Annotated in this window: 22 protein-coding genes; 6 read left to right on the forward strand and 16 right to left on the reverse strand. The window is 61.9% G+C overall.

Annotated features, from left to right (window positions below; all coding sequences use genetic code 11):
* Nucleotides 1-96 precede the first annotated feature (96 nt).
* Nucleotides 97-504 carry a DUF1842 domain-containing protein gene (locus GEV01_RS16570; RefSeq protein ID WP_152806401.1) on the reverse strand — a complete coding sequence of 136 codons (408 nt, stop codon included), beginning with the start codon at nt 502-504 and terminating at the stop codon, nt 97-99.
* A gap of 119 nt (nt 505-623) precedes the next feature.
* Complete coding sequence (gene msrA, locus GEV01_RS16575; RefSeq protein WP_008451718.1) at nt 624-1,124, reverse strand: peptide-methionine (S)-S-oxide reductase MsrA; 501 nt, start codon at nt 1,122-1,124, stop codon at nt 624-626.
* Between the two features lie 214 nt (nt 1,125-1,338).
* Here msrA and GEV01_RS16580 point away from each other — a divergent pair, with 214 nt between their 5' ends.
* Nucleotides 1,339-1,749 (forward strand): response regulator, encoded by a 411-nt coding sequence (locus GEV01_RS16580; protein WP_152807072.1) that lies wholly within the window; start codon nt 1,339-1,341, stop codon nt 1,747-1,749.
* A 76-nt stretch (nt 1,750-1,825) separates the two neighbouring features.
* Complete coding sequence (locus GEV01_RS16585) at nt 1,826-2,014, forward strand: hypothetical protein (protein ID WP_008451721.1); 189 nt, start codon at nt 1,826-1,828, stop codon at nt 2,012-2,014.
* Between the two features lie 7 nt (nt 2,015-2,021).
* Here GEV01_RS16585 and GEV01_RS16590 read toward each other — a convergent pair whose 3' ends face one another.
* From GEV01_RS16590 to GEV01_RS16630, 9 genes are all read right to left on the reverse strand, one after another.
* A complete protein-coding gene (locus tag GEV01_RS16590; RefSeq protein ID WP_152806403.1) occupies nt 2,022-2,897 on the reverse strand; it encodes a type 2 periplasmic-binding domain-containing protein in 876 nt (291 codons plus the stop codon).
* A 40-nt stretch (nt 2,898-2,937) separates the two neighbouring features.
* Nucleotides 2,938-3,591: an energy transducer TonB gene (locus GEV01_RS16595; RefSeq protein ID WP_152806405.1), complete on the reverse strand. Its 654-nt coding sequence runs from the start codon at nt 3,589-3,591 to the stop codon at nt 2,938-2,940.
* A 45-nt stretch (nt 3,592-3,636) separates the two neighbouring features.
* The gene (locus GEV01_RS16600) at nt 3,637-4,758 is read right to left on the reverse strand and encodes an aldo/keto reductase (RefSeq protein ID WP_235914395.1); all 1,122 of its coding nucleotides are present in this window, start codon (nt 4,756-4,758) and stop codon (nt 3,637-3,639) included.
* A 14-nt stretch (nt 4,759-4,772) separates the two neighbouring features.
* Entirely contained in the window at nt 4,773-6,263 is a 1,491-nt protein-coding gene (locus GEV01_RS16605) for an FAD-dependent monooxygenase (RefSeq protein WP_175023087.1), read from the reverse strand.
* Nucleotides 6,264-6,333: 70 nt separating this feature from the next.
* Nucleotides 6,334-7,398 carry an aldo/keto reductase gene (locus tag GEV01_RS16610; RefSeq protein WP_070360961.1) on the reverse strand — a complete coding sequence of 355 codons (1,065 nt, stop codon included), beginning with the start codon at nt 7,396-7,398 and terminating at the stop codon, nt 6,334-6,336.
* A 51-nt stretch (nt 7,399-7,449) separates the two neighbouring features.
* The gene (locus tag GEV01_RS16615) at nt 7,450-8,097 is read right to left on the reverse strand and encodes an HAD family hydrolase (RefSeq protein WP_152806409.1); all 648 of its coding nucleotides are present in this window, start codon (nt 8,095-8,097) and stop codon (nt 7,450-7,452) included.
* A gap of 17 nt (nt 8,098-8,114) precedes the next feature.
* Nucleotides 8,115-8,885 carry an AfsA-related hotdog domain-containing protein gene (locus GEV01_RS16620; RefSeq protein ID WP_152806411.1) on the reverse strand — a complete coding sequence of 257 codons (771 nt, stop codon included), beginning with the start codon at nt 8,883-8,885 and terminating at the stop codon, nt 8,115-8,117.
* 56 nt (nt 8,886-8,941) lie between these two features.
* Nucleotides 8,942-10,111 (reverse strand): MFS transporter, encoded by a 1,170-nt coding sequence (locus tag GEV01_RS16625; RefSeq protein ID WP_328595534.1) that lies wholly within the window; start codon nt 10,109-10,111, stop codon nt 8,942-8,944.
* Nucleotides 10,112-10,186: 75 nt separating this feature from the next.
* Nucleotides 10,187-11,185, reverse strand: coding sequence for an aldo/keto reductase (locus GEV01_RS16630; protein WP_152806413.1), 999 nt, complete (start codon nt 11,183-11,185; stop codon nt 10,187-10,189).
* 163 nt (nt 11,186-11,348) lie between these two features.
* Between GEV01_RS16630 and GEV01_RS16635 the strand changes: the two genes are divergently transcribed.
* Nucleotides 11,349-12,269 (forward strand): LysR family transcriptional regulator, encoded by a 921-nt coding sequence (locus tag GEV01_RS16635; protein WP_152806415.1) that lies wholly within the window; start codon nt 11,349-11,351, stop codon nt 12,267-12,269.
* On the opposite strand, the gene GEV01_RS16640 is transcribed toward GEV01_RS16635, so the two are convergent.
* Together GEV01_RS16640 and GEV01_RS16645 are read right to left on the reverse strand one after the other, a co-directional pair.
* The gene (locus GEV01_RS16640; RefSeq protein ID WP_152806417.1) at nt 12,266-12,700 is read right to left on the reverse strand and encodes a hypothetical protein; all 435 of its coding nucleotides are present in this window, start codon (nt 12,698-12,700) and stop codon (nt 12,266-12,268) included. The genes GEV01_RS16635 and GEV01_RS16640 overlap by 4 nt on opposite strands.
* A gap of 131 nt (nt 12,701-12,831) precedes the next feature.
* A complete protein-coding gene (locus GEV01_RS16645; protein ID WP_152806420.1) occupies nt 12,832-13,575 on the reverse strand; it encodes an SDR family oxidoreductase in 744 nt (247 codons plus the stop codon).
* A 100-nt stretch (nt 13,576-13,675) separates the two neighbouring features.
* On the opposite strand from GEV01_RS16645, the gene GEV01_RS16650 reads away from it, so the two are divergent.
* Nucleotides 13,676-14,578: an AraC family transcriptional regulator gene (locus GEV01_RS16650; protein ID WP_152806422.1), complete on the forward strand. Its 903-nt coding sequence runs from the start codon at nt 13,676-13,678 to the stop codon at nt 14,576-14,578.
* 42 nt (nt 14,579-14,620) lie between these two features.
* Nucleotides 14,621-15,016, forward strand: coding sequence for a DUF5329 family protein (locus tag GEV01_RS16655; protein WP_152806424.1), 396 nt, complete (start codon nt 14,621-14,623; stop codon nt 15,014-15,016).
* 103 nt (nt 15,017-15,119) lie between these two features.
* Here GEV01_RS16655 and GEV01_RS16660 read toward each other — a convergent pair whose 3' ends face one another.
* Nucleotides 15,120-15,824: a hypothetical protein gene (locus GEV01_RS16660; protein WP_152806426.1), complete on the reverse strand. Its 705-nt coding sequence runs from the start codon at nt 15,822-15,824 to the stop codon at nt 15,120-15,122.
* 197 nt (nt 15,825-16,021) lie between these two features.
* Between GEV01_RS16660 and GEV01_RS16665 the strand changes: the two genes are divergently transcribed.
* Complete coding sequence (locus GEV01_RS16665; protein ID WP_152806428.1) at nt 16,022-16,261, forward strand: hypothetical protein; 240 nt, start codon at nt 16,022-16,024, stop codon at nt 16,259-16,261.
* A 130-nt stretch (nt 16,262-16,391) separates the two neighbouring features.
* On the opposite strand, the gene GEV01_RS31135 is transcribed toward GEV01_RS16665, so the two are convergent.
* Together GEV01_RS31135 and GEV01_RS16675 are read right to left on the reverse strand one after the other, a co-directional pair.
* Nucleotides 16,392-17,081, reverse strand: a complete 690-nt coding sequence (locus tag GEV01_RS31135) for a PEP-CTERM sorting domain-containing protein (RefSeq protein WP_235914396.1) — start codon at nt 17,079-17,081, stop codon at nt 16,392-16,394.
* Nucleotides 17,082-17,144: 63 nt separating this feature from the next.
* The gene (locus tag GEV01_RS16675; protein WP_152806430.1) at nt 17,145-17,762 is read right to left on the reverse strand and encodes a PEP-CTERM sorting domain-containing protein; all 618 of its coding nucleotides are present in this window, start codon (nt 17,760-17,762) and stop codon (nt 17,145-17,147) included.
* Nucleotides 17,763-17,816: the final 54 nt, after the last annotated feature.

Here is a 17,816-nt window from a genome sequence, read left to right on the forward strand (position 1 = left end):
AATCCGGCCTCCCGGGACCGGACTTTCGAATGTCTCAAATTGAACATTGTGTTATTTGACGAGTACCAATTTTCGGCTGCTGCGAAGTGGTACGGGTCAGGTGCCGGTGGCCAGCTCCGGTAAAACCGCGCGCGCGACGCCGTCGCGTATCTCGACGATGCGTGCTTGTTGCTGTGCGCCAAAACTCATCTTGTAGCAAACCTGCCCATCCCGCGCGGCGGTGGGCAACACCATCAGCAACTGGAACGCGCTCGGCTCTTCTTCAACGGTCGGGAAAATCGCCGGCAGGCCGGCCAGCACGATGGCTTGCAAAGGATGCTCGCCCTCGATCTCGGTATGGTGTCCGCGCACCGAAATGCCGGCGCTTTCGCCGCCGTCGAACGCTACCCGCGCATGGCCGATCACGCTATCGTTGTGGGCGTTCACGACCAGGTTCAGGAGCAAAGTGGGACGGCCTTCGACGGCGCTGGTAACTTCATACACGGCTGTAAATAATTGACTCATGGTACGTCCTAACGAATAGAGATGAAACATGAGCCCACTGTAGCGGCAGGTCGCAAAACCTGCCTTCCGAATACCTTCCGGTTGATAAGTTATTGTTTACATGACAGATTTATTTCAGCTCAGCGCTTGGGCAACTGCCAGTCCGGCCGGATGAAATGGCAGGTGTAGCCGTTGGGAATGCGCTCCAGATAGTCCTGGTGCTCCGGTTCGGCCTCCCAGAACGGCCCCGCCGGCGCCACTTCGGTGACGACTTTACCCGGCCACAGGCCGGAAGCGTTGACGTCGGCGATGGTGTCCTCGGCCGTCGCTTTCTGTTGCTCGCTAGTGTAGTAGATTGCCGACCGATAACTCGTGCCGATGTCGTTGCCCTGCCGGTTGCGGGTGCTCGGATCGTGGATCTGGAAGAAGAATTCCAGGATCTTGCGGTAGCTGATGACGGCCGGATCGAAGATGATTTCCAGCGCCTCGGCATGGGTGCCGTGGTTGCGATAGGTGGCGTTCGGCACATCGCCGCCGCTGTAGCCCACCCGCGTTGCCAGCACGCCCGGGTATTTGCGCACCAGATCCTGCACGCCCCAGAAACATCCGCCGGCCAGGATTGCTTTTTCAGTAGTCGTCATGGTTCATCCTTTGTGTGTATCCAGTCAATTTAGTGACGTTCGCCGTTTCTTCAAGCCGCGCAATCGCCGCACAAGTGGGCTATAATTTATCTTAGGAACTACTACTTGCCTTCTGCAACTAAGTGCCCGAAACCACGGCACCCTTAGTCCCCCGGCCCGGACCCAGCCGAACGACCAGCAACCGTCTTCGTTGCTTACTTTTTCGTTCAACATCATGGACCAGCCCACCATCCCCCCACGCATCCTGATCGTCGACGACAACGACGCGGCGGCCGATATCGCAGCAGAGCTGCTCGGTTTGTACAACTACAAGACGGCGGTAGCCTACTCCGGCACCGAAGGCTTGCAAACGGCCATGGCCTTCATGCCCGATGTGGTCTTGCTGGACCTGGGCATGCCCGGCATGGACGGCTACCAGGTGGCGGCGGCTTTGCGGGCGATGCCGGCGTTCCAGGAAGTGGCGCTGATCGCCTTCACCGCCTGGGACGATCCGGCCACGCTGGCGCGCACCCGCAGCGTGGGCTTCGACCAGCATATCACCAAGCCATCCAGCCTCGACGAGATACTCAACGCCATCCACAGCGCCAGCGCCATGCGCGGCGGCTTCCACCAGAAGACGGCCTGAACGTTGTCAAATTGAGTACACGGCGGGCTTTTGTGCTACGCTTGAGCGCTACTGTTTATCGTAACGGGAGTCGCCCATGCAAATAGAACGTCGTTCGCGTCCAGACCGCGCCAAGGCCATCGCCGTCAATGCGGGCCTGGCCCTGCTGGAAACCGCAGGCCGCGAGGCGGCTGCTACGTTCCTCGAAGATGCGGGCGTGCCGCTGCCGGTGATCGCCCGCGTGCTGTCGGAACCGGACAAGCGCCGCGCCGCCGACCTGCGCTAGACGCCGCCTAGCGCAGCGACGGCGAATACCACAAATCCTTTTGCTGCAACGGCGTTTCGGCGGGCAGGTCGGGGTTGGGCAGTTCCAGCACCACGCGATGGCTCAGGTCGGCGCGGCGGATGAAGTCGGTGTTATATGAGCGGAACAGTTTGTCGAACGAACCGTCCTTGCGCGCCTGCCGCAAGCCCGCCTCCAGCGCCGCCGCCAAGGCCGGATTGTTCTTGTTGACGAAGAAGTAGACCGCCGCCGGATAGTGCAGCGCCAGCGTCATTTCCACCACCTCCCCTTGCGCCGCATGCTGTTCCACCTCGCCCCAGATCTGGCGTATCGAACGGGGGAAATAATCGAAGCGCTTCACGGCCAGCATGGCATGCAGGTTTTCAGCGGTGGCGCCGGTCACCACGTCCAGGCCGCTGGCCTTGAGCACCGTGGTGTCGGCCCAGTCGTAGCCTTGCCCGATCTTGAATTGCCGCAGCTGGTCGAGCGTGCGCACGGCCTCGAATTTGGCACGGTCCTGTGCATTGATGGCGCCGATGCGCCAGCCGGCCAGGCCCATGTCCAGCGGGATGCGCACCGGCAGCAGTTGCTGTTCGCGCTCGCGGGTCGTCATGGCCCAGATCACGTCGACATTGCTGCCGTAGGCCAGCTCGTGCACGGCGCGGCCCTTGATCGCCTTCACGTCCCAGGACTGCAATTTGTACTCGACGCGGGACTTGCTCATCGCCAGTTCCAGCATCTTGACGAAGTAGCCCCGGTCCAGCTCGATCTGCGGCTGGGGATAGGCGACACGCATGGGTTCGGCGCGGGCCGCCCATGCGGACAAAGCCAGCACGCAGCCGGCCACCAGGCTCAAAAAATTGCATCCAAGGCTACATTGCATCATGCACAAAGAATAGCACAGAGTATTGTCATGCAACCATCAATTACAGCTTGAGCAGCACGCGGCCGAAAGCCGTATCCGTATGTTGGCCAGGCAGCTGGGGATCGATCGCGAAACGGCAGCTCTGCAGATAGGCGGCCGCCTGCTCCACCACGTCCGGCGCCTGGCCGTTGGGCTCGGCAACCACGCGGATCGGCGCACCGTCGCTGTTCACCAGGAAGCGCAACAGGATGCCGTCGCTGCCGCTGGGCCGGCGATCCGCATCCTTGAATGTCTGGAAGCGTTCGGACGGCTGGCAGCTGCCGGCCACCAGCAAGGGACGGATCACCGGGCCGTCGCTGAACTGCCATACGAACTGCATCGGGAACGACGTGCCATCCTTCGCCTCGTCCAGCTTGGGCTGGAACACGCAGCGGGAAATGCCGCTGATGGCGGCATCGTCGAGGATCTTCCAGCCGCTGCTCTTGGACACTTCAGGATGCACGACCTTGCCATCCTCGCCGATCTGGAAGCGTATCGTCGTCACGCCTTCGATCTCATAGCGCCGCGCCTCGTTCGGCCACTGCGGCTGCGCGCAGGTGGCCGGGCTGACCAGCGCCTTGAACGGCACCTGGCCGCGCTGCTCGGCGTGGCTCATCAAATTAAGCAAGCCCAGCACGCCCGCGATGGCGGCAACGGAGAGGAGTTTCTTGTTCATCGGGCGATGATAGCAGACGCCGCCATCATGCCCCCGAGTACGGAATCACAGCTCGACGGTCTTCAGCTCCTTGTCCGTGTAGCGTTTGCCATGGGCCACGCCGACCGGGAACAGGCGCTCGATGGCGGCGCGCTCCTCGCCGGACAGTTGCAACGTCGCCGCCGCCATGTTCTCGGCCAGATGGGCGGCGTTGCGCGTGCCGGGTATCGGAATCAGGTGCTGGCCTTTGCCCAACAACCACGCCAGCGCCAGCGTCGCGCTGCTGCACTGGCGACGCTGCGCCATCTCGGCGAACTCCGCCACGATGGCCTGGTTGCGCTGGAAGTTCCCGGGCTGGAAACGCGGCAAGTTCTTGCGGAAATCATCCGCGCCCAGCGCGTTGGCCGGCGCGACCTGACCGCCCAACATGCCGCGGCTGAGCGGCGCATACGGCACGAAGGCCGCGCCGATTTCCGCGCACAATGGAATCAGCTCACGCTCCGGCTCGCGGCTGAACAGCGAATACTCCGTCTCCACCGCCGCGATCGGATGGACCGCATGCGCGCGCCGGATGGTAGCGGGCGCCGCTTCCGACAGGCCGATGGCGCGCACCTTGCCTGCGCGGACCAGATCGGCCATCGCACCGATCATGTCTTCGACCGGGTGCTGGGGATCGATGCGGTGCGCATAGTAGACGTCGATGCAGTCGGTGCCGAGACGGCGCAGCGACGCTTCGCACGCCGCCTTGACGTAGGCCGGCGTGTTGTTCACGTGCCAGCCCTTCTGCTCGCGCACGATGCCGAACTTGGTGGCGACCACGGCGTGCGAACGGCGGCCGCGCAGATACTGCCCGAGCAGCTGTTCATTCGCACCGCTGCCGTACATGTCGGCACTGTCGAGCAGCATCACGCCACGCTCCAGCGCCGCGTCCAGCGTGCGCTGCACGGCGCGCGCATCGGGAGCGCCATAGAATTCCGACATCCCCATGCAGCCGAGCCCGACCGCCGGCACCAACGGGCCCGACGCGCCCAAGCGGCGCAGCGGCGACGTGCCGGCCGGCGTTGCCGGCAAAGCGGCAGCTGCCTGCGCCGGCGACAAAGCCAGGCCCTGGCTCAGCAAACCCAGCGCGCTCAGCTGCAGCAAGCGGCGCCGGCCGGCGTCCGCGACGTGCTTCATTTCTTCATTCATGCTCGCTCCTGTGCTCAGTGGTAAAGACGATCCAGATACTGCTCAAGCTCATCCAGGCTGCCGCAAAAACCTACGTAGCCGTCCGGCCGCACCAGGCAGGCATCGTGCCGGTCCAGGTGCAAGGCCGCGCGCCATGCGTGGTCGTCGTCCGCCAGACCGCCGGTCGCCACCACGTGCAGGTAGCGCTCCAGCCTTGCGCGCGCCGCGTCGGCCACGCCGTCGTTGCAGAACAGGACGTTGCGGCCCAGCTTGGGAATATCGTAGGTGCTCTGCAAGCCGAGCAGGCCGTCGCTGCGCGCACAGTACGGCACGTGGCGGCCCACCAGCGATGAGCTCTCGATGTTGTGGTCCGCCAGCAAGCCGGAGAAATCATGCGACAGGCGGCGGCGATAGAAAGCGCGGTTGGACATGGCCGGCGTGTAGCGCCAGCGCATGTGCTCGGCGCCGCCGCGCCGCAAGATCAATTCGGTATTGGCGCCGGTCAGGTCGGCCGCCTTGCCGACCGCGACGTAGCGCTCGCGGCGATAGCTCTGCAACAGCTCGGGCTTGGCCGCGCCCTTCAGGTAGAACGCGATCTTCCAGCCCAGGTTGGCGGCATCCTGGATGCCGGTGTTCATGCCCTGCCCGCCAATCGGACTGAACAGGTGGAAGGCGTCGCCCGCCAGGAACACGCGGCCCACATGGTTGCTGGCCGCCAGGCGGTTGAAGAAGCGCGCGCTGGAGCTCCAGATCACCTGCTTGATGCGCAGGGGACGCGGGTAGTATTTGTCCAGGAAAAATTGCAGCTCTTCCTGATCGGGCGCCGGACGGTTCGCCGGCAGCGGGCCGGGCTTGCTGACCACCAGCCGCGTCAGGCCGTTATCCATCGGCAGGAAAATCAGGAAGCCTTCGTCGTACACATGGTAGGACGTCATCTCCGACTCGACCGCGCCGTCGAAGTACACATCGCCCATGATGAAATGCACATCGTAGTCGTAGCCCTCGAACGGCATCTTCAGCAACTGGCGCACGCTGCTCTGCGCGCCGTCGCAGCCGATCACCATTTCGTAATGGCGGTTGACCAGCTGGCCGCTGGCCGCGTCGCGGATGGCCACCGAGACCCCGTTCGCGTCCTGCTCCAGCTGCGTCAGTTCATGGCCGTAGTCGACCTTGCCGTTGGCGCGCTCCAGCGCCAGCCGTATCAGCGATTCGGTCTCCGGCTGCGGCACGCTGAGGTAGTAGTCATACAGGCCGCCCAGCTTGCGCTTGTCGATGCGGGCGCAGCGCTTGCCGTTGAAATGCACGGCGATCTCCTGGATAGGCTTGCCGCGCCCGGCGAATTCCTCCTGCAGACCCAGGCCGTGAAACGCCTTCAGGCTGGCGGCGCTGACGCTCAGCGCCTTCGAATAGCTGTTGCCGCCATTGTTCTTCTCGATGATATCGGCGGCGATGCCGTACTTGGCCAGCTCGGTACCGACGAACAAGCCGACCGGTCCCGCTCCCACTATCAATACACGTGCGTTCATTTCCCACCCTCGGTTGGCCGGCGCGACAGCGCGCCGGCCCATGCTTCAAAAGTCCGGCTGCGGCCGGCGGTTATGGATAGATGTCGTGCGGCAGGCGACGGTCGCCGGCCACATTGCACATATGCCAGTACGGATACGGCTTCTCGCGCGCGCTGACGTTGTCCAGCGCCTGCACTTCGCCTGCCGACAGTTCCCACTCGATCGCGGCCAGGTTGTCGCTCAGCTGGGATGCGCGGGTGGCGCCGATCACCAGCGAGGTGACGCCAGGCTTGCGCAGCAGCCAGTTCAGCGCGACCTGCGGCACGGTGACGCCGCGTTCGGCGGCGATGCGGGCCATCACGTCGATGACGTCGAAGGCTTGCTCGCGGTCCGCCACCGGGGCCGATTCGAACGGCGTGGCGTGCGACAGGCGGCTGCCCGCCGGCAGCGGTTCGTTGCGCTTGTATTTGCCGGTCAGGAAGCCGCCGGCCAGCGGGCTCCAGATGGTCAGGCCGACGTTCTGGTCCACGCACAGCGGCACGATTTCGTGTTCCAGTTCACGCGCGGCCAGGTTGTAGTAGCCCTGGTAGCAGACGAAGCGTTCCAGGTTGCGGCGCTCCGATACGCCCAGCGCCTTGGCCAGCTGCCACGCGGCGAAGTTGGACACGCCCAGGTAGCGGATCTTGCCGCTGCGGACCAGGTCGTCCAGCACGCGCAAGGTTTCCTCGATCGAGGTGCGCGGATCGAAACCGTGCAGGTGGTAGATATCGATGTAGTCCGTTTGCAGGCGGCGCAGGCTGTCCTCGACGGCGGCGATCAGGTGGTGGCGGGTCGAACCGACCTGGTTCGGATCCTCGCCGGTGCGCCAGCGGCCCTTGGTGCCGATGATGGTGGAATCGCGGCGGCCTTTCAGCGCCGCGCCCAGCAGCTCCTCGCCCTGGCCGTTCTTGTAGACGTCGGCCGTGTCGAAGAAGTTGACGCCGTGGTCCAGCGCCTGGTGCACCATATTGATCGCTTCCGATTCGCCCACCACGCCGAACTCCGACCAGTTGCGGTCCGGTGCGCCCAGAAACGCGCCTTGTTCGCCAAACGTCATGGCGCCGAAACATACTTCCGAAACCGATAAACCCGTATTGCCCAGATAACGATATTTCATGCCTGTCCTTGCTTTAGTTTAAATAATTAATAGAGTTTTTTTCGCCAGGCCTCAGGCCTGGCACATCACTTCCCATTGCTGCTCCTGGGCCAGCTGCCGCATGGGTTCCTGCGGATACACAGCCACGCCCCGTCCCACCGCGCGCAACATATCGGCGTCCGAGATGTGGTCGCCATACGCGGTGCAGGTGGCGGCATCGACGCCGCGCTCCTCGCAGTAGTGGCGCACCAGCCGCCCCTTGCCCGCGCCGATGGCCTGCGCCAGCAGGCGGCCCGTGTAGCGGCCGTCGATCACCTCCGGCTCGGAGCACAGATAGGTGTGCACGCCCAGCTGGTCCATCACCGGATAGATGATGTCGCGCATCGCGCCCGACACCGCCACCACTTCGTCGCCGGCGGCCTGGTGGGCCTTGAGGCGACGCACCACGTCCACCTGGTAAGGCACGGTCATGGCGTCGAAAAATTCCTGCGCATGGCGGCGCACCACGGCCTGGCTGTGGCCGCAGAACAGCGAGTAGTAATAGCGGTTGATGTCTTCCCGCGTCGCACCCAGGCTGATCTGCTTGTCGATGGTGGCCATGATGCGGTTGTAGCTGCCGTGCGTCGGGTCTTCCACCCGCGCCAGAAACACGCGCAGGAAGGAGAACATGCTCTTCATCGCGATCAGCGTTTCATCGACATCGAAAAAGGCGATAGCCACGATGCTGCCCCCGCCGCTCAGGCCGCCAACGCGGGTTCAGCCGCGTCGACTTGCTGATAACCGGTGCCGTAGGCCGTGTTGGCCAGTTCCGATTCTTTCTCGTCGATGTATTGGCTCGAATAAGCGCAGTAGTTGCTGCGCACCACGGCCACCAGCAGGTCGTTCTGGTAGAACGAAATCTCGCAATCGACTTTCAGGTAGCGGCCGGTCTTGCGGGATTCCGACAGCGCGCGGAACACCACCGTCACCGGCAGCGGGAAGGCGAACTGCTTGAATTCGGTGTTCAGCGAATTCAGCACGAAGTAGCAGCGGTTGCGGTCTGCATCGTCGAGCAGGTGGTACTCGGAAGTCGAGATCAGCATCTGGCGGCCCGCTTCGGTCAGCACGATGCCCTGGATGTGCTGGCCGGTCGAGTGATCGTTGAGCAGCTCGCCCGAATCGCAGATCGACAGGTTGGCGACGTAGCTGCCGTCGGCCTGCGCCACCGGCTTGGTGATCAGCACGTTCTCGCGCTTGTGCTTGTGCACGCTGCGCTGGTGCAATGGATCGCACTGGTCCAGGATCTGCATCATGTTCTGCACCTGAACGCCGCCCTTGCGCTGGCGTTCCATCAAATTGGCCAGACCCAGGAAACGGTCGTGCTCCACACCCTGGCCAATGACGATCTGATCGTGCTCCTGCACGGTGCCCTGCCAGATTGCCTTTTCCAGTTCACTGATGGTGAAAACGTTCTTCTTGTCGCTCGCAAATTTCTTGAAACGATCTCCTACGACTACCAAATAAGCCATCAAACTACCCTTTCAATTAACATCAACAAAAAAACCAGAACCATTACCGCTAACTATTAACCGTTGGCCGCCACCGCGTTGCTGCGGCCGTAGAGGAACACCACCGCCAGGCCGGCCAGCGTGATCAGGGCGCCAAACGCGGGCACCATGGAGATGCCGATGCCGGACGCGATCACCACTCCGCCGACCCAGGCCCCGCCGGCATTGCCCAGGTTGAAGGCGGCGATATTGCAGGCCGCCGCCAGCGTCGGTGCGCCGGTGCCGCGTTCCAGCACCTGGGTTTGCAGCGGCGAGATCGTGGCGAACATCGCCGCGCCGAACAGGAAGATCAGGGCCGCCACCACATACGGGTTGTGGGCAAACGGCACCAACAGCAGCAGCACGGTAGCCAGCGCACCCAGCGTCCAGCGCAAGGCCAGCGCGGTGTTGCGGTCGGCCAGCTTGCCGCCGATCGGATTGCCCACCACCATGCCCAGGCCGAACAACACCAGCATCGGCGACACATACTGTTCCGACAGGCCAGTCACCTGGGTCAGGAACGGCGCGATATAGGTGAAGGCCGCGAACGTGCCGCCGAAGCCCAGTACGGTGACGGCGAAGGCTTGCAGCATGTCCGGCTGGCGCAGCACGCGCAGCTCGGCACGCAGATTCGGTGCGGCCGTCGGACGGGCCAGCTTGGGCACGAACAGTGCAGTCGCCAGCGTGGCCAGCAAGCCGACCAGCGTCACCGCGCAGAAGCTCGAACGCCAGCCGTAGGCTTGTCCGATCACCGTACCCAGCGGCACGCCGATCACATTGGCCAGCGTGGCGCCCAGGAACATCGTCGACAGCGCGCTGGACTTCTTGCCCGCCGGCGCCAGGTCGGCAGCCACCACGGAACCGATGCCGAAGTACGAGGCATGGACAAACGAAGTCAGCAAGCGGGCCAGCAGGATTTGCCAGAACGAGCCGGCCAGTGCGCAAGCCGCATTACCCAGCGTGAACAGGGCCATCAGGCCGATCAGCGCGGGACGGCGCGGCAGGCGGCTGAGGAAAGGCGTCAGCAGCGGTGCACCGAGCACCACGCCCAGGGCGTAGACGGTGATGATGTAGCCGGCGCCGCTGATGCTGGTGTTGAAATCGCGCGCCATTTCCATCAGCAGGCCCATGACGATAAATTCCGTCGTTCCGATTCCGAACGCGCCCACTGCGAGCGCATAGATGGCGATCGGCATCTTTTGATTCACATTACTTCCAGACACATTGATTCCTTGGTTAGTCGGCGACCGCGGGCGCGGTCGCGGGAGAGGAGGATGCCGGGTTTAGCGGTCCAGCAGAGCGAGGTCGCCCTGGGCGTAGCGCGCGCCCTGCACGCTGTCGCCAAGGAAGATGGCGTCGAGGACGGCCAGCTCGGCCGCGCCCAGCGTCACTGCGGCGGCTGCGGCGTTCTCTTCCAGGTGGCGGATCTGGCGGGCACCCGGGATCGGCACGATATGCTCGTCCTGCTGCAGCAGCCAGGCCAGCGCCAGTTGCGCCAGCGTGATGCCGCGGCCTGCGGCCAGCTGCTGCAGTTGGCCGATCAGCGTCAGGTTGCTGCGCATGGCCTCGTCCTGGAAGCGCGGCAGCGTGCGGCGGAAATCGTCCTGCGCCAGGCCTTCGGTGGAGGTCATCGCGCCGGTGAGGAAGCCACGGCCCAGCGGGCTGTACGGCACGAAGCCGATGCCCAGTTCGCGGCAGACCGGCAGCACATTGCTCTCGGGATCGCGGCTCCACAGCGAATACTCGCTTTGCACGGCGGCGATCGGATGCACGGCATGGGCGCGACGGATGGTGGCGGCCGACACTTCGGACAGGCCCAGGTGGCGCACCTTGCCTTCGCGAACCAGCTCGGCCATTACGCCGACCACGTCTTCGACCGGGACCGCAGGGTCGGGGCGGTGCTGATACAGCAGGTCGATGGTCTCGATCCCCAGGCGTTGCAGCGAACCGTGCACCGCTTCGCGGATATGTTCGGGGCGGCTGTCGACGCCGGCCATGCGCTGCACGCCGTGGCCGTGCGGCAGGATGCGGAAGCCGAACTTGGTGGCGATCTGCACCTTGTTGCGCACGCTGCGCAGCGCCTTGCCGACCAGTTCCTCATTGGTGTAAGGGCCGTAGACTTCGGCCGTGTCGAAGAAGGTCACGCCCAGGTCGACGGCACGTTCCATGGTCCGGATGGATGCCGCATCGTCGCCGCCGCCGTAGGCGAAACTCATGCCCATGCAACCCAGGCCGATGGCCGAAACTTCCAAACCACCACTACCTAATTTCCGCTGTTTCATTTTTTCCTCCATCTGCAAATAGTAGAAAAAATGATACATTTGCTTTATCATCTATACAATTAGCGGCAAATCACTTGAACCAGTGAAAGAAATTCATCAATGCTGCCGCAAGCAAATGAAATCTACGGTATGGCCGCCGTCTTAATATTTTCGAATCAACGCTATGCGCCATGACCTCAACGACCTGGAAGTTTTTATCGCCGTCGCGCGCCACCGCAGCTTCCGCAAAGCCGCCGAAGAACGAAACGTCACCGCCTCATCGCTAAGCCACACCATGCGCGCGCTGGAGGCCAGGCTGGGCATACGCCTGCTGAACCGCACCACGCGCAGCGTCGTACCCACCGAAGCGGGCAAGCACTTGTTCGCGCGGGTAAGCCGCGTGATCCAGGACCTGGAACAGGCGCTCGACGAAATCAACGGATTCAGGGATACGATCCAGGGCACGCTGCGGCTGAACGTGCCACGTCCGGCGGCCAGGCTGCTGCTGGCGCCGATGCTGAGCGGCTTCCTGAAGGTGCACCCGGGCGTGAAGATCGAAGTCATCACCGACGACCAACTGGTCGACATCGTGGCCCAGGGCTACGATGCCGGCGTGCGCTTCGGCGAGAGCCTGGCGCTGGACATGATCGCCGTGCCGATCGGCGCGGCGCAGCGCTTCGCGGTGGTGGCGGCGCCGGAATTTTTGGAAGTGCATGGACGCCCGGCCAGCCCGCTCGACTTGCGCGGCATGCCCTGCATCGGCCGCCGCTTCCCGAGCGGCGTGATCTACTCGTGGGAGTTCGAACGCGACGGCAAGAACCTGACCGTCAGCGTCGACGGCCCGCTGGTGCTGGATGATGATGAGATCATGCTGGATGCGGCAAGGGATGGCGTCGGCATGGCCTTCGTGCATGAGTCCTATGCGGACGAGGATATTCGTCAAGGAAAACTGGTGCGCCTGTTCGAGGACTGGTGCCCGGCCATGCCGGGGTTCTACTTGTACTACCCAAGCCGCAAGCACATGTCGGCCGCGCTGCGCAGCTTTGTCGATTGGTGCATCAAGTACCGGCAGGATGAGGAAGCTGCCGGGTCGGCTGCGGCCTAGGTATGCCCGGAGATCCCGGTCGCAGGTAATTGGACATGATCGGAATCCAATTCAATGATGAAGCGATTCACAACATCACGATCACTCTCCGTCTTAATATTTTTCTTCAAGACGGGAGTGACATGATATGCAATGAATTGTCGATCATTGGGCTTGCTGGGCAACGCCTCTTTGACAACCGCGATCAGCGTCGGCAAGGACATAAATGAAGCAAACACTTCATATGGCTTCGAACTAGCGAATGGCATCTTCCTGAGGTAAAAGCGTGCCAAACGTATCTGATCAGGCCGCTTCCATGAGCGATGCGCCATCATTTTGAACGCTTCGCTGTAGTTCGATGCCTCGACCGGAAAGGTCTCCATGAGGAGCGTCGCTGCGTCCTCCGACGGCAGTCCTTTCAGCTTAGTTTCAATCATAGCTTGGTTAGTCATATGAACCTCCGAGCTTCAATATTACGGGGAAGATTCGGGATCACAAACGAAATTTTTTTCTCCTAACGTTGACACAGCGCCCCCACAGGGTGCGCTCATATCAATACTACCCCGAAGCCAACAAGATCACTTCAATCCAACGAAGACAACGCGATAGCATCAACACCAGCGGCCTGGCGAAGCGGACAGGACGGATCGTTCGCCGCGCGCCATACCGCTTGCGCCACGTCCTCAGCGTGCGTAACCTCCGACGATAGGCCCCACGCCTCGAAGACGCTCTTCGCCAGACCGGCGTAGGCCTCGGGAATCGAATCCTGCATGCGCGCTTTAGCGTTCTCGCCGAACCTGGTGGTTGGCGCACGTCCCGGCAGCACCAGGTTCACGCGCACATTGAATTGCTGAAGCTCCAGCGCGAGCGACTCGGTGAACGCATTGACCGCCGCCTTGCTCGCCGTGTACACCGACAGCAAAGGCAGTGGCACCAAGGTCACGCTCGACGTCACGTTGATGACCACACCCGCCCGCCGCAGCCTGAACTGCGGCAGTACAGCCTGCGTCATCGCGATGGTGCCGAGGGTGTTCGTTTCGAAGACATCGCGTGCGGTTGCCATCGGGATGCCCTCCAACGCACCCAGCACGCCTATTCCCGCATTGTTGACCAGCACGTCGACCGGTCCCGCCGCCTCCACCGCGCGGCGGATGCTGTCGGCATCGGTGACATCGAGCGCGATCACGCGCAGGTGTTCGGAACGCGGCAGCACGTCCTCGCGCGGTGTACGCATGGTGGCGATGACCTTCCAATCGCGGTCGAGGAAGTAGCGGGCGGTTTCGAGGCCGAAACCGGATGAGCATCCGGTGATGAGGACGGTTTTCATGGCGACTCCTGTTGAGTGGTTTTCAGTAGCCAAACTATAGTTCGCGCCCTTCGGACTTGCTACAATCAACAGTCCACATTTAATGAGCAATAGTCCAGATATGATAGATCCGCTTGCCGAGGTCGTCACGCTGCTGCAGCCGCAAGCCCGGTTCTCCAAGGTCGTCAGCGCCGCAGGTTCCTGGCGCGTGCGGCGTTCGGAATCCGGGCAGCCGTTCTACTGCGTGATCCTTGCAGGCGCGTGCCGCCTTAAACTCAATGGGCAGGAGCCGATCCCATTGCAGCAAGGCGACTTCGTCCTGGTGCCGTCGGCATACGGCTTCACGATGACCAGCATGAAGCCGCCGGCAGCGAAGCACCGGGATGCCCCGCCCGTCCAGTTGCCGAATGGCGAATTCCGCCACGGCCCACAAGACGTGCCGGCCGACACGCAACTGCTGGTGGGCTATTGCACCTTCGGCTCGCCCGATGCGGCCTTGCTGGTTTCACTGCTGCCGCAACTGGTGCATGTGCGCGGCGAGCCGCGGCTGTCCACCATCGTGCAGTTGGTGGGAGAAGAATCGCGGGCGGCACGGCCAGCGCGAGAAGTGATACTGGCGCGGCTGCTGGAGGTGCTGCTGATCGAAGCGCTGCGATCCGCAGCGGGGACGGCTGCGTCGCCGGGCCTGCTGCGCGGCCTGGCCGACGAGCGCCTCGCCGTCGCGTTACGGCGCATGCATGAAGACATGACCAAGCCGTGGACGGTCGCGCAACTGGCGAAGGAAGCGGCCCTTTCGCGCTCGACCTTCTTCGAGCGGTTCAGCCGCGCAATGGGTGTGGCGCCGATGGCGTATCTGCTCACCTGGCGCATGGCACTGGCGAAGAACCTGCTGCGGCAGCAAGAGGCAGGCATCGCCGAGATTGCCGAGCGCGTCGGCTACGGATCTGCCAGCGCGTTCAGCGTCGCCTTCAGCCGCCATGTCGGCCTGCCGCCGGCGCGTTATGTGCGAGAGCAGATGGTTTGATCCGCGTACTATTGAGGATCTTGTGTAGCCAAGGAGTGAAGTATGAAATTACGTTTCGCCATCCCGCTGCTGATGCTAGCGATGTCATCCAGCATGGCCGCCGAATTGCCAGCCACATCACGCGCGGAGATCGACGCGCTGTTGAACCGGCTGGGGAGTTCGGGCTGCCAGTTCAACCGCAACGGCAGCTGGTATAGCTCGGCCGAAGCCAAGGCGCATCTGACAAGCAAGCTGAACTACCTCATCGACAAGAAGAAGGTTGAAGGAACGGAGCAGTTCATTGCCCTGGCGGCCAGCACCAGCAGCATGTCCGGCAAGGACTACCTGGTGAGATGCGGCACGGCGCAGCCAGTGCCGAGCAGCGCATGGCTCAAAAGTGAATTGCAATCTATACGAACCAAGCAAGCGCCACCCAAGCAAGAGGCTCAATTGCACTAGCTCAGACTTGACCTGACACCAGCTGACCAAGACTGGTCTTCCACGGCTCTATCTAAGCTAAGCTGCGGCGCAGCCATTCGGGCGCGTTTCTCTGAACGTTGTGCTAGATGTCATTGAGGTCTTGTCGCAACTGTTCGATTAACTCACCGTCTGGAAGATCAGAATAGGCAAAATCGCCAGCGAGAAAGAATCTGAGAAGTGGGACAAATTCAGGATCGCTGCGTTTCACCACTTGTAATATCGACGCCCTTCCTTCGATGCTTCCCCGAACCTCAAACGCCTCTGCTTCGCCTTTTAATTCAAACACCAAATAGTTTGGCCCCCAGTCAATCCAGTGCTCCATCTTCGGCGTGGGATCGTAGATAGCGCACTGGAGGACCATCTGCCGAAAGATCCTGTGAGTAAGCTCAACGAAAAGAAGAGCAGTATCAACAGCCATTTCCGCTTGTTCTCGACTTGGGTTAACGAAGTCGTGCTCGATCGAATTTCTTAACTTATTGATTTTTTCAAGGATGCGCGGAGCGACCAATCCAAGTTTTCTGATCGCCGATACACGCGATGGAAATCCTCCTGAAGTCTGAAGTCCAAGGGTCTCAATGACAGCCTCGATCTGACAGTCGATTCCTCGTTTCGCATTTGCCACGGCATCGCGATCTCCACCCTGCGACATGCGAGTCAGAGAGTCCTCTGCCTCTTTCAAATATCCGTGCGGAGTAACTTCATACGGAAATGAAAAATCGCGAAAAGCACAGCGTTCGTACTCCGTAAGTACATGGTGAAACTCTTGTAGGAACTGCCCAATTTTCATTGATGAGATCTATCGTGTGCGATAACCGGAGGTTGGAGCGCCTGGCGCGTAAGCTATCCGGTTGATTAAGGATGGACAAATATTACATTAAGGGTCGCCAAGAGCGAAATCGCGAATTCCGTGCACCAACATAACGATTTGAGGCTTAGCATTCCTTGGAAGCATTTAGTCTTTAGACTTGTGCTGTCAGCTTTGAGATGGGCCGCGTCGATTTGCTTGCTGATGATGGCGCGCAGCTTCCTGAACTCATCATCAAAGCACTCATCGTTCGCAGCGCGTTTCTTCAAGTGCGGCAGCACCTGAACATCGCGACGTTACGAGAAGACAAGCCTATCGGAATGGAATACAGGGCCGCAGTCAAAGCTGCGGACTTTGCCTCGATCTTCCCTGTCTCGACATTGTGTAATTCCACAGTAAGGTTCAAAGACCAAGTCTGAATTCGGGACTAATCCTTGATTTAAGACTAGTAGTTCGACAAAAGTATTTGGCGAGATGCAGTAACGCCGTCGAGGACAAAAAAAATCCGCTGCTCCCATGAGGAGTAGCGGATTTCTTCACCAAGTGCGTTCAAGCTGCCGTGGGCGTATGCGCCTTGCGTTTGCGCGCCACGCAGCCTACCAGCGCCAGGCCGCCGAGCAGCATGGCGTAGGTTTCAGGCTCCGGCACCGCAACCAGCACGTCGCCGTTACGCACAGCCATGGCGCCGATCAGCCCGGTCTGCGGACTCTCGCCATTGATGCCGGCGAAGAAGCTGAAGTTGTAGGCGTAGTCCCAGTGCGTCGCATGCGGGCCGTCCAGCCAGACCATCGCGGGAAGGCCGTCGACGCCGCCGAACGGTCCTTGAGGATGCGTGCCCGTCTGCGGATTGCCATCATGATCGACCGCAGGCTGCGCGCCCAGAATATCGTAGTACAAATGGGCCGCGTCGGAACCTATGCCCTTGACGGTGCTGGGATAGTAATCGGAATCGTAGACGCTGCCTGCGGACGGCAGATGCCATCCGGTCAAACCGCCCCAGTTGAGGCTGGCCCAGCTGCTGGCCTGGGTGTAGGTCATCACATTGGCGCCCGTGGTGGTGCGCAGCCAGGTGATGTCGTAGTCCGCGTCATACAGGTAGACGGCGTTCGAATCGTTGGCCGAGATCGCATGGAAGAACTGGTCGCGCCCGGCCAGGGGCGTGCCGGCCATGGCTGGCAAGGCGGTGGCGGCCAGTAGCAATGCGGCAGCGATAGTGCTCAGTTTTTTGTAGTGCTTCATTTTAAATTCTCCAGGTTGGAACAGCAGATGAGGACGCCAGTCCGGGCGTACACGGTGATGAATTCATGCGCGCTTGGCGCGCCGTCCTACGATGCCGAGCAAGCCCAGGCCGGCGAACAGCATCGCGTAGCTGGCCGGTTCCGGCACCGCCGTCACATTGATGTTGTCCACCTGGACGTAGCTTTGGCTCAGCAGATTGCCGGTGAGGACAACCGACGCCAGATTGGTCCAGCCTTCGAAGTCGACCGGTGTCAAGCCGCCGCCGTTGTGCGCCTGCACGAAGCCCGAAACAGTCGAGCCATCGGCAAACACGCCCTTGATGCCCATCCTGGCGTCATTGCCGGCAAAGTCGCCCGGCGAAAATTCCAGGCTGTTGAGGTTGAACAGCGCGGCGTCCTGGCGGCGGAACGTGACCGCGTTGGTCTCGGTGTGGGAGACGATGTCGTGCGGCGCGAACTTCAGCACATTGGTGCCGTTGCTATACGGCTGGACGCCGCCGGCGACCATTTCGAAGTCAATCGCGGTGAAGACGAAGCCCTGCGTGGTGAAGATGGTCGGACGCACAGCGACACTGGTCAGGTCTGGGTTGTCGAAGGTGATGGTGTCGGCAAATGCCAGCGGCGCGCTGCAGCCGGCGGCAAAGGCAAGCGCGGACAACATGGGTTTGATGGAAGATTTCATGACGGTTTCCCCGGTGGTTGTTGTGGGATGGCGGTGTTCGCCATCGGCCCAGCC

It is taken from the genome of Rugamonas rivuli (assembly GCF_009380165.1).
Lineage (GTDB): Bacteria > Pseudomonadota > Gammaproteobacteria > Burkholderiales > Burkholderiaceae_D > Rugamonas > Rugamonas rivuli.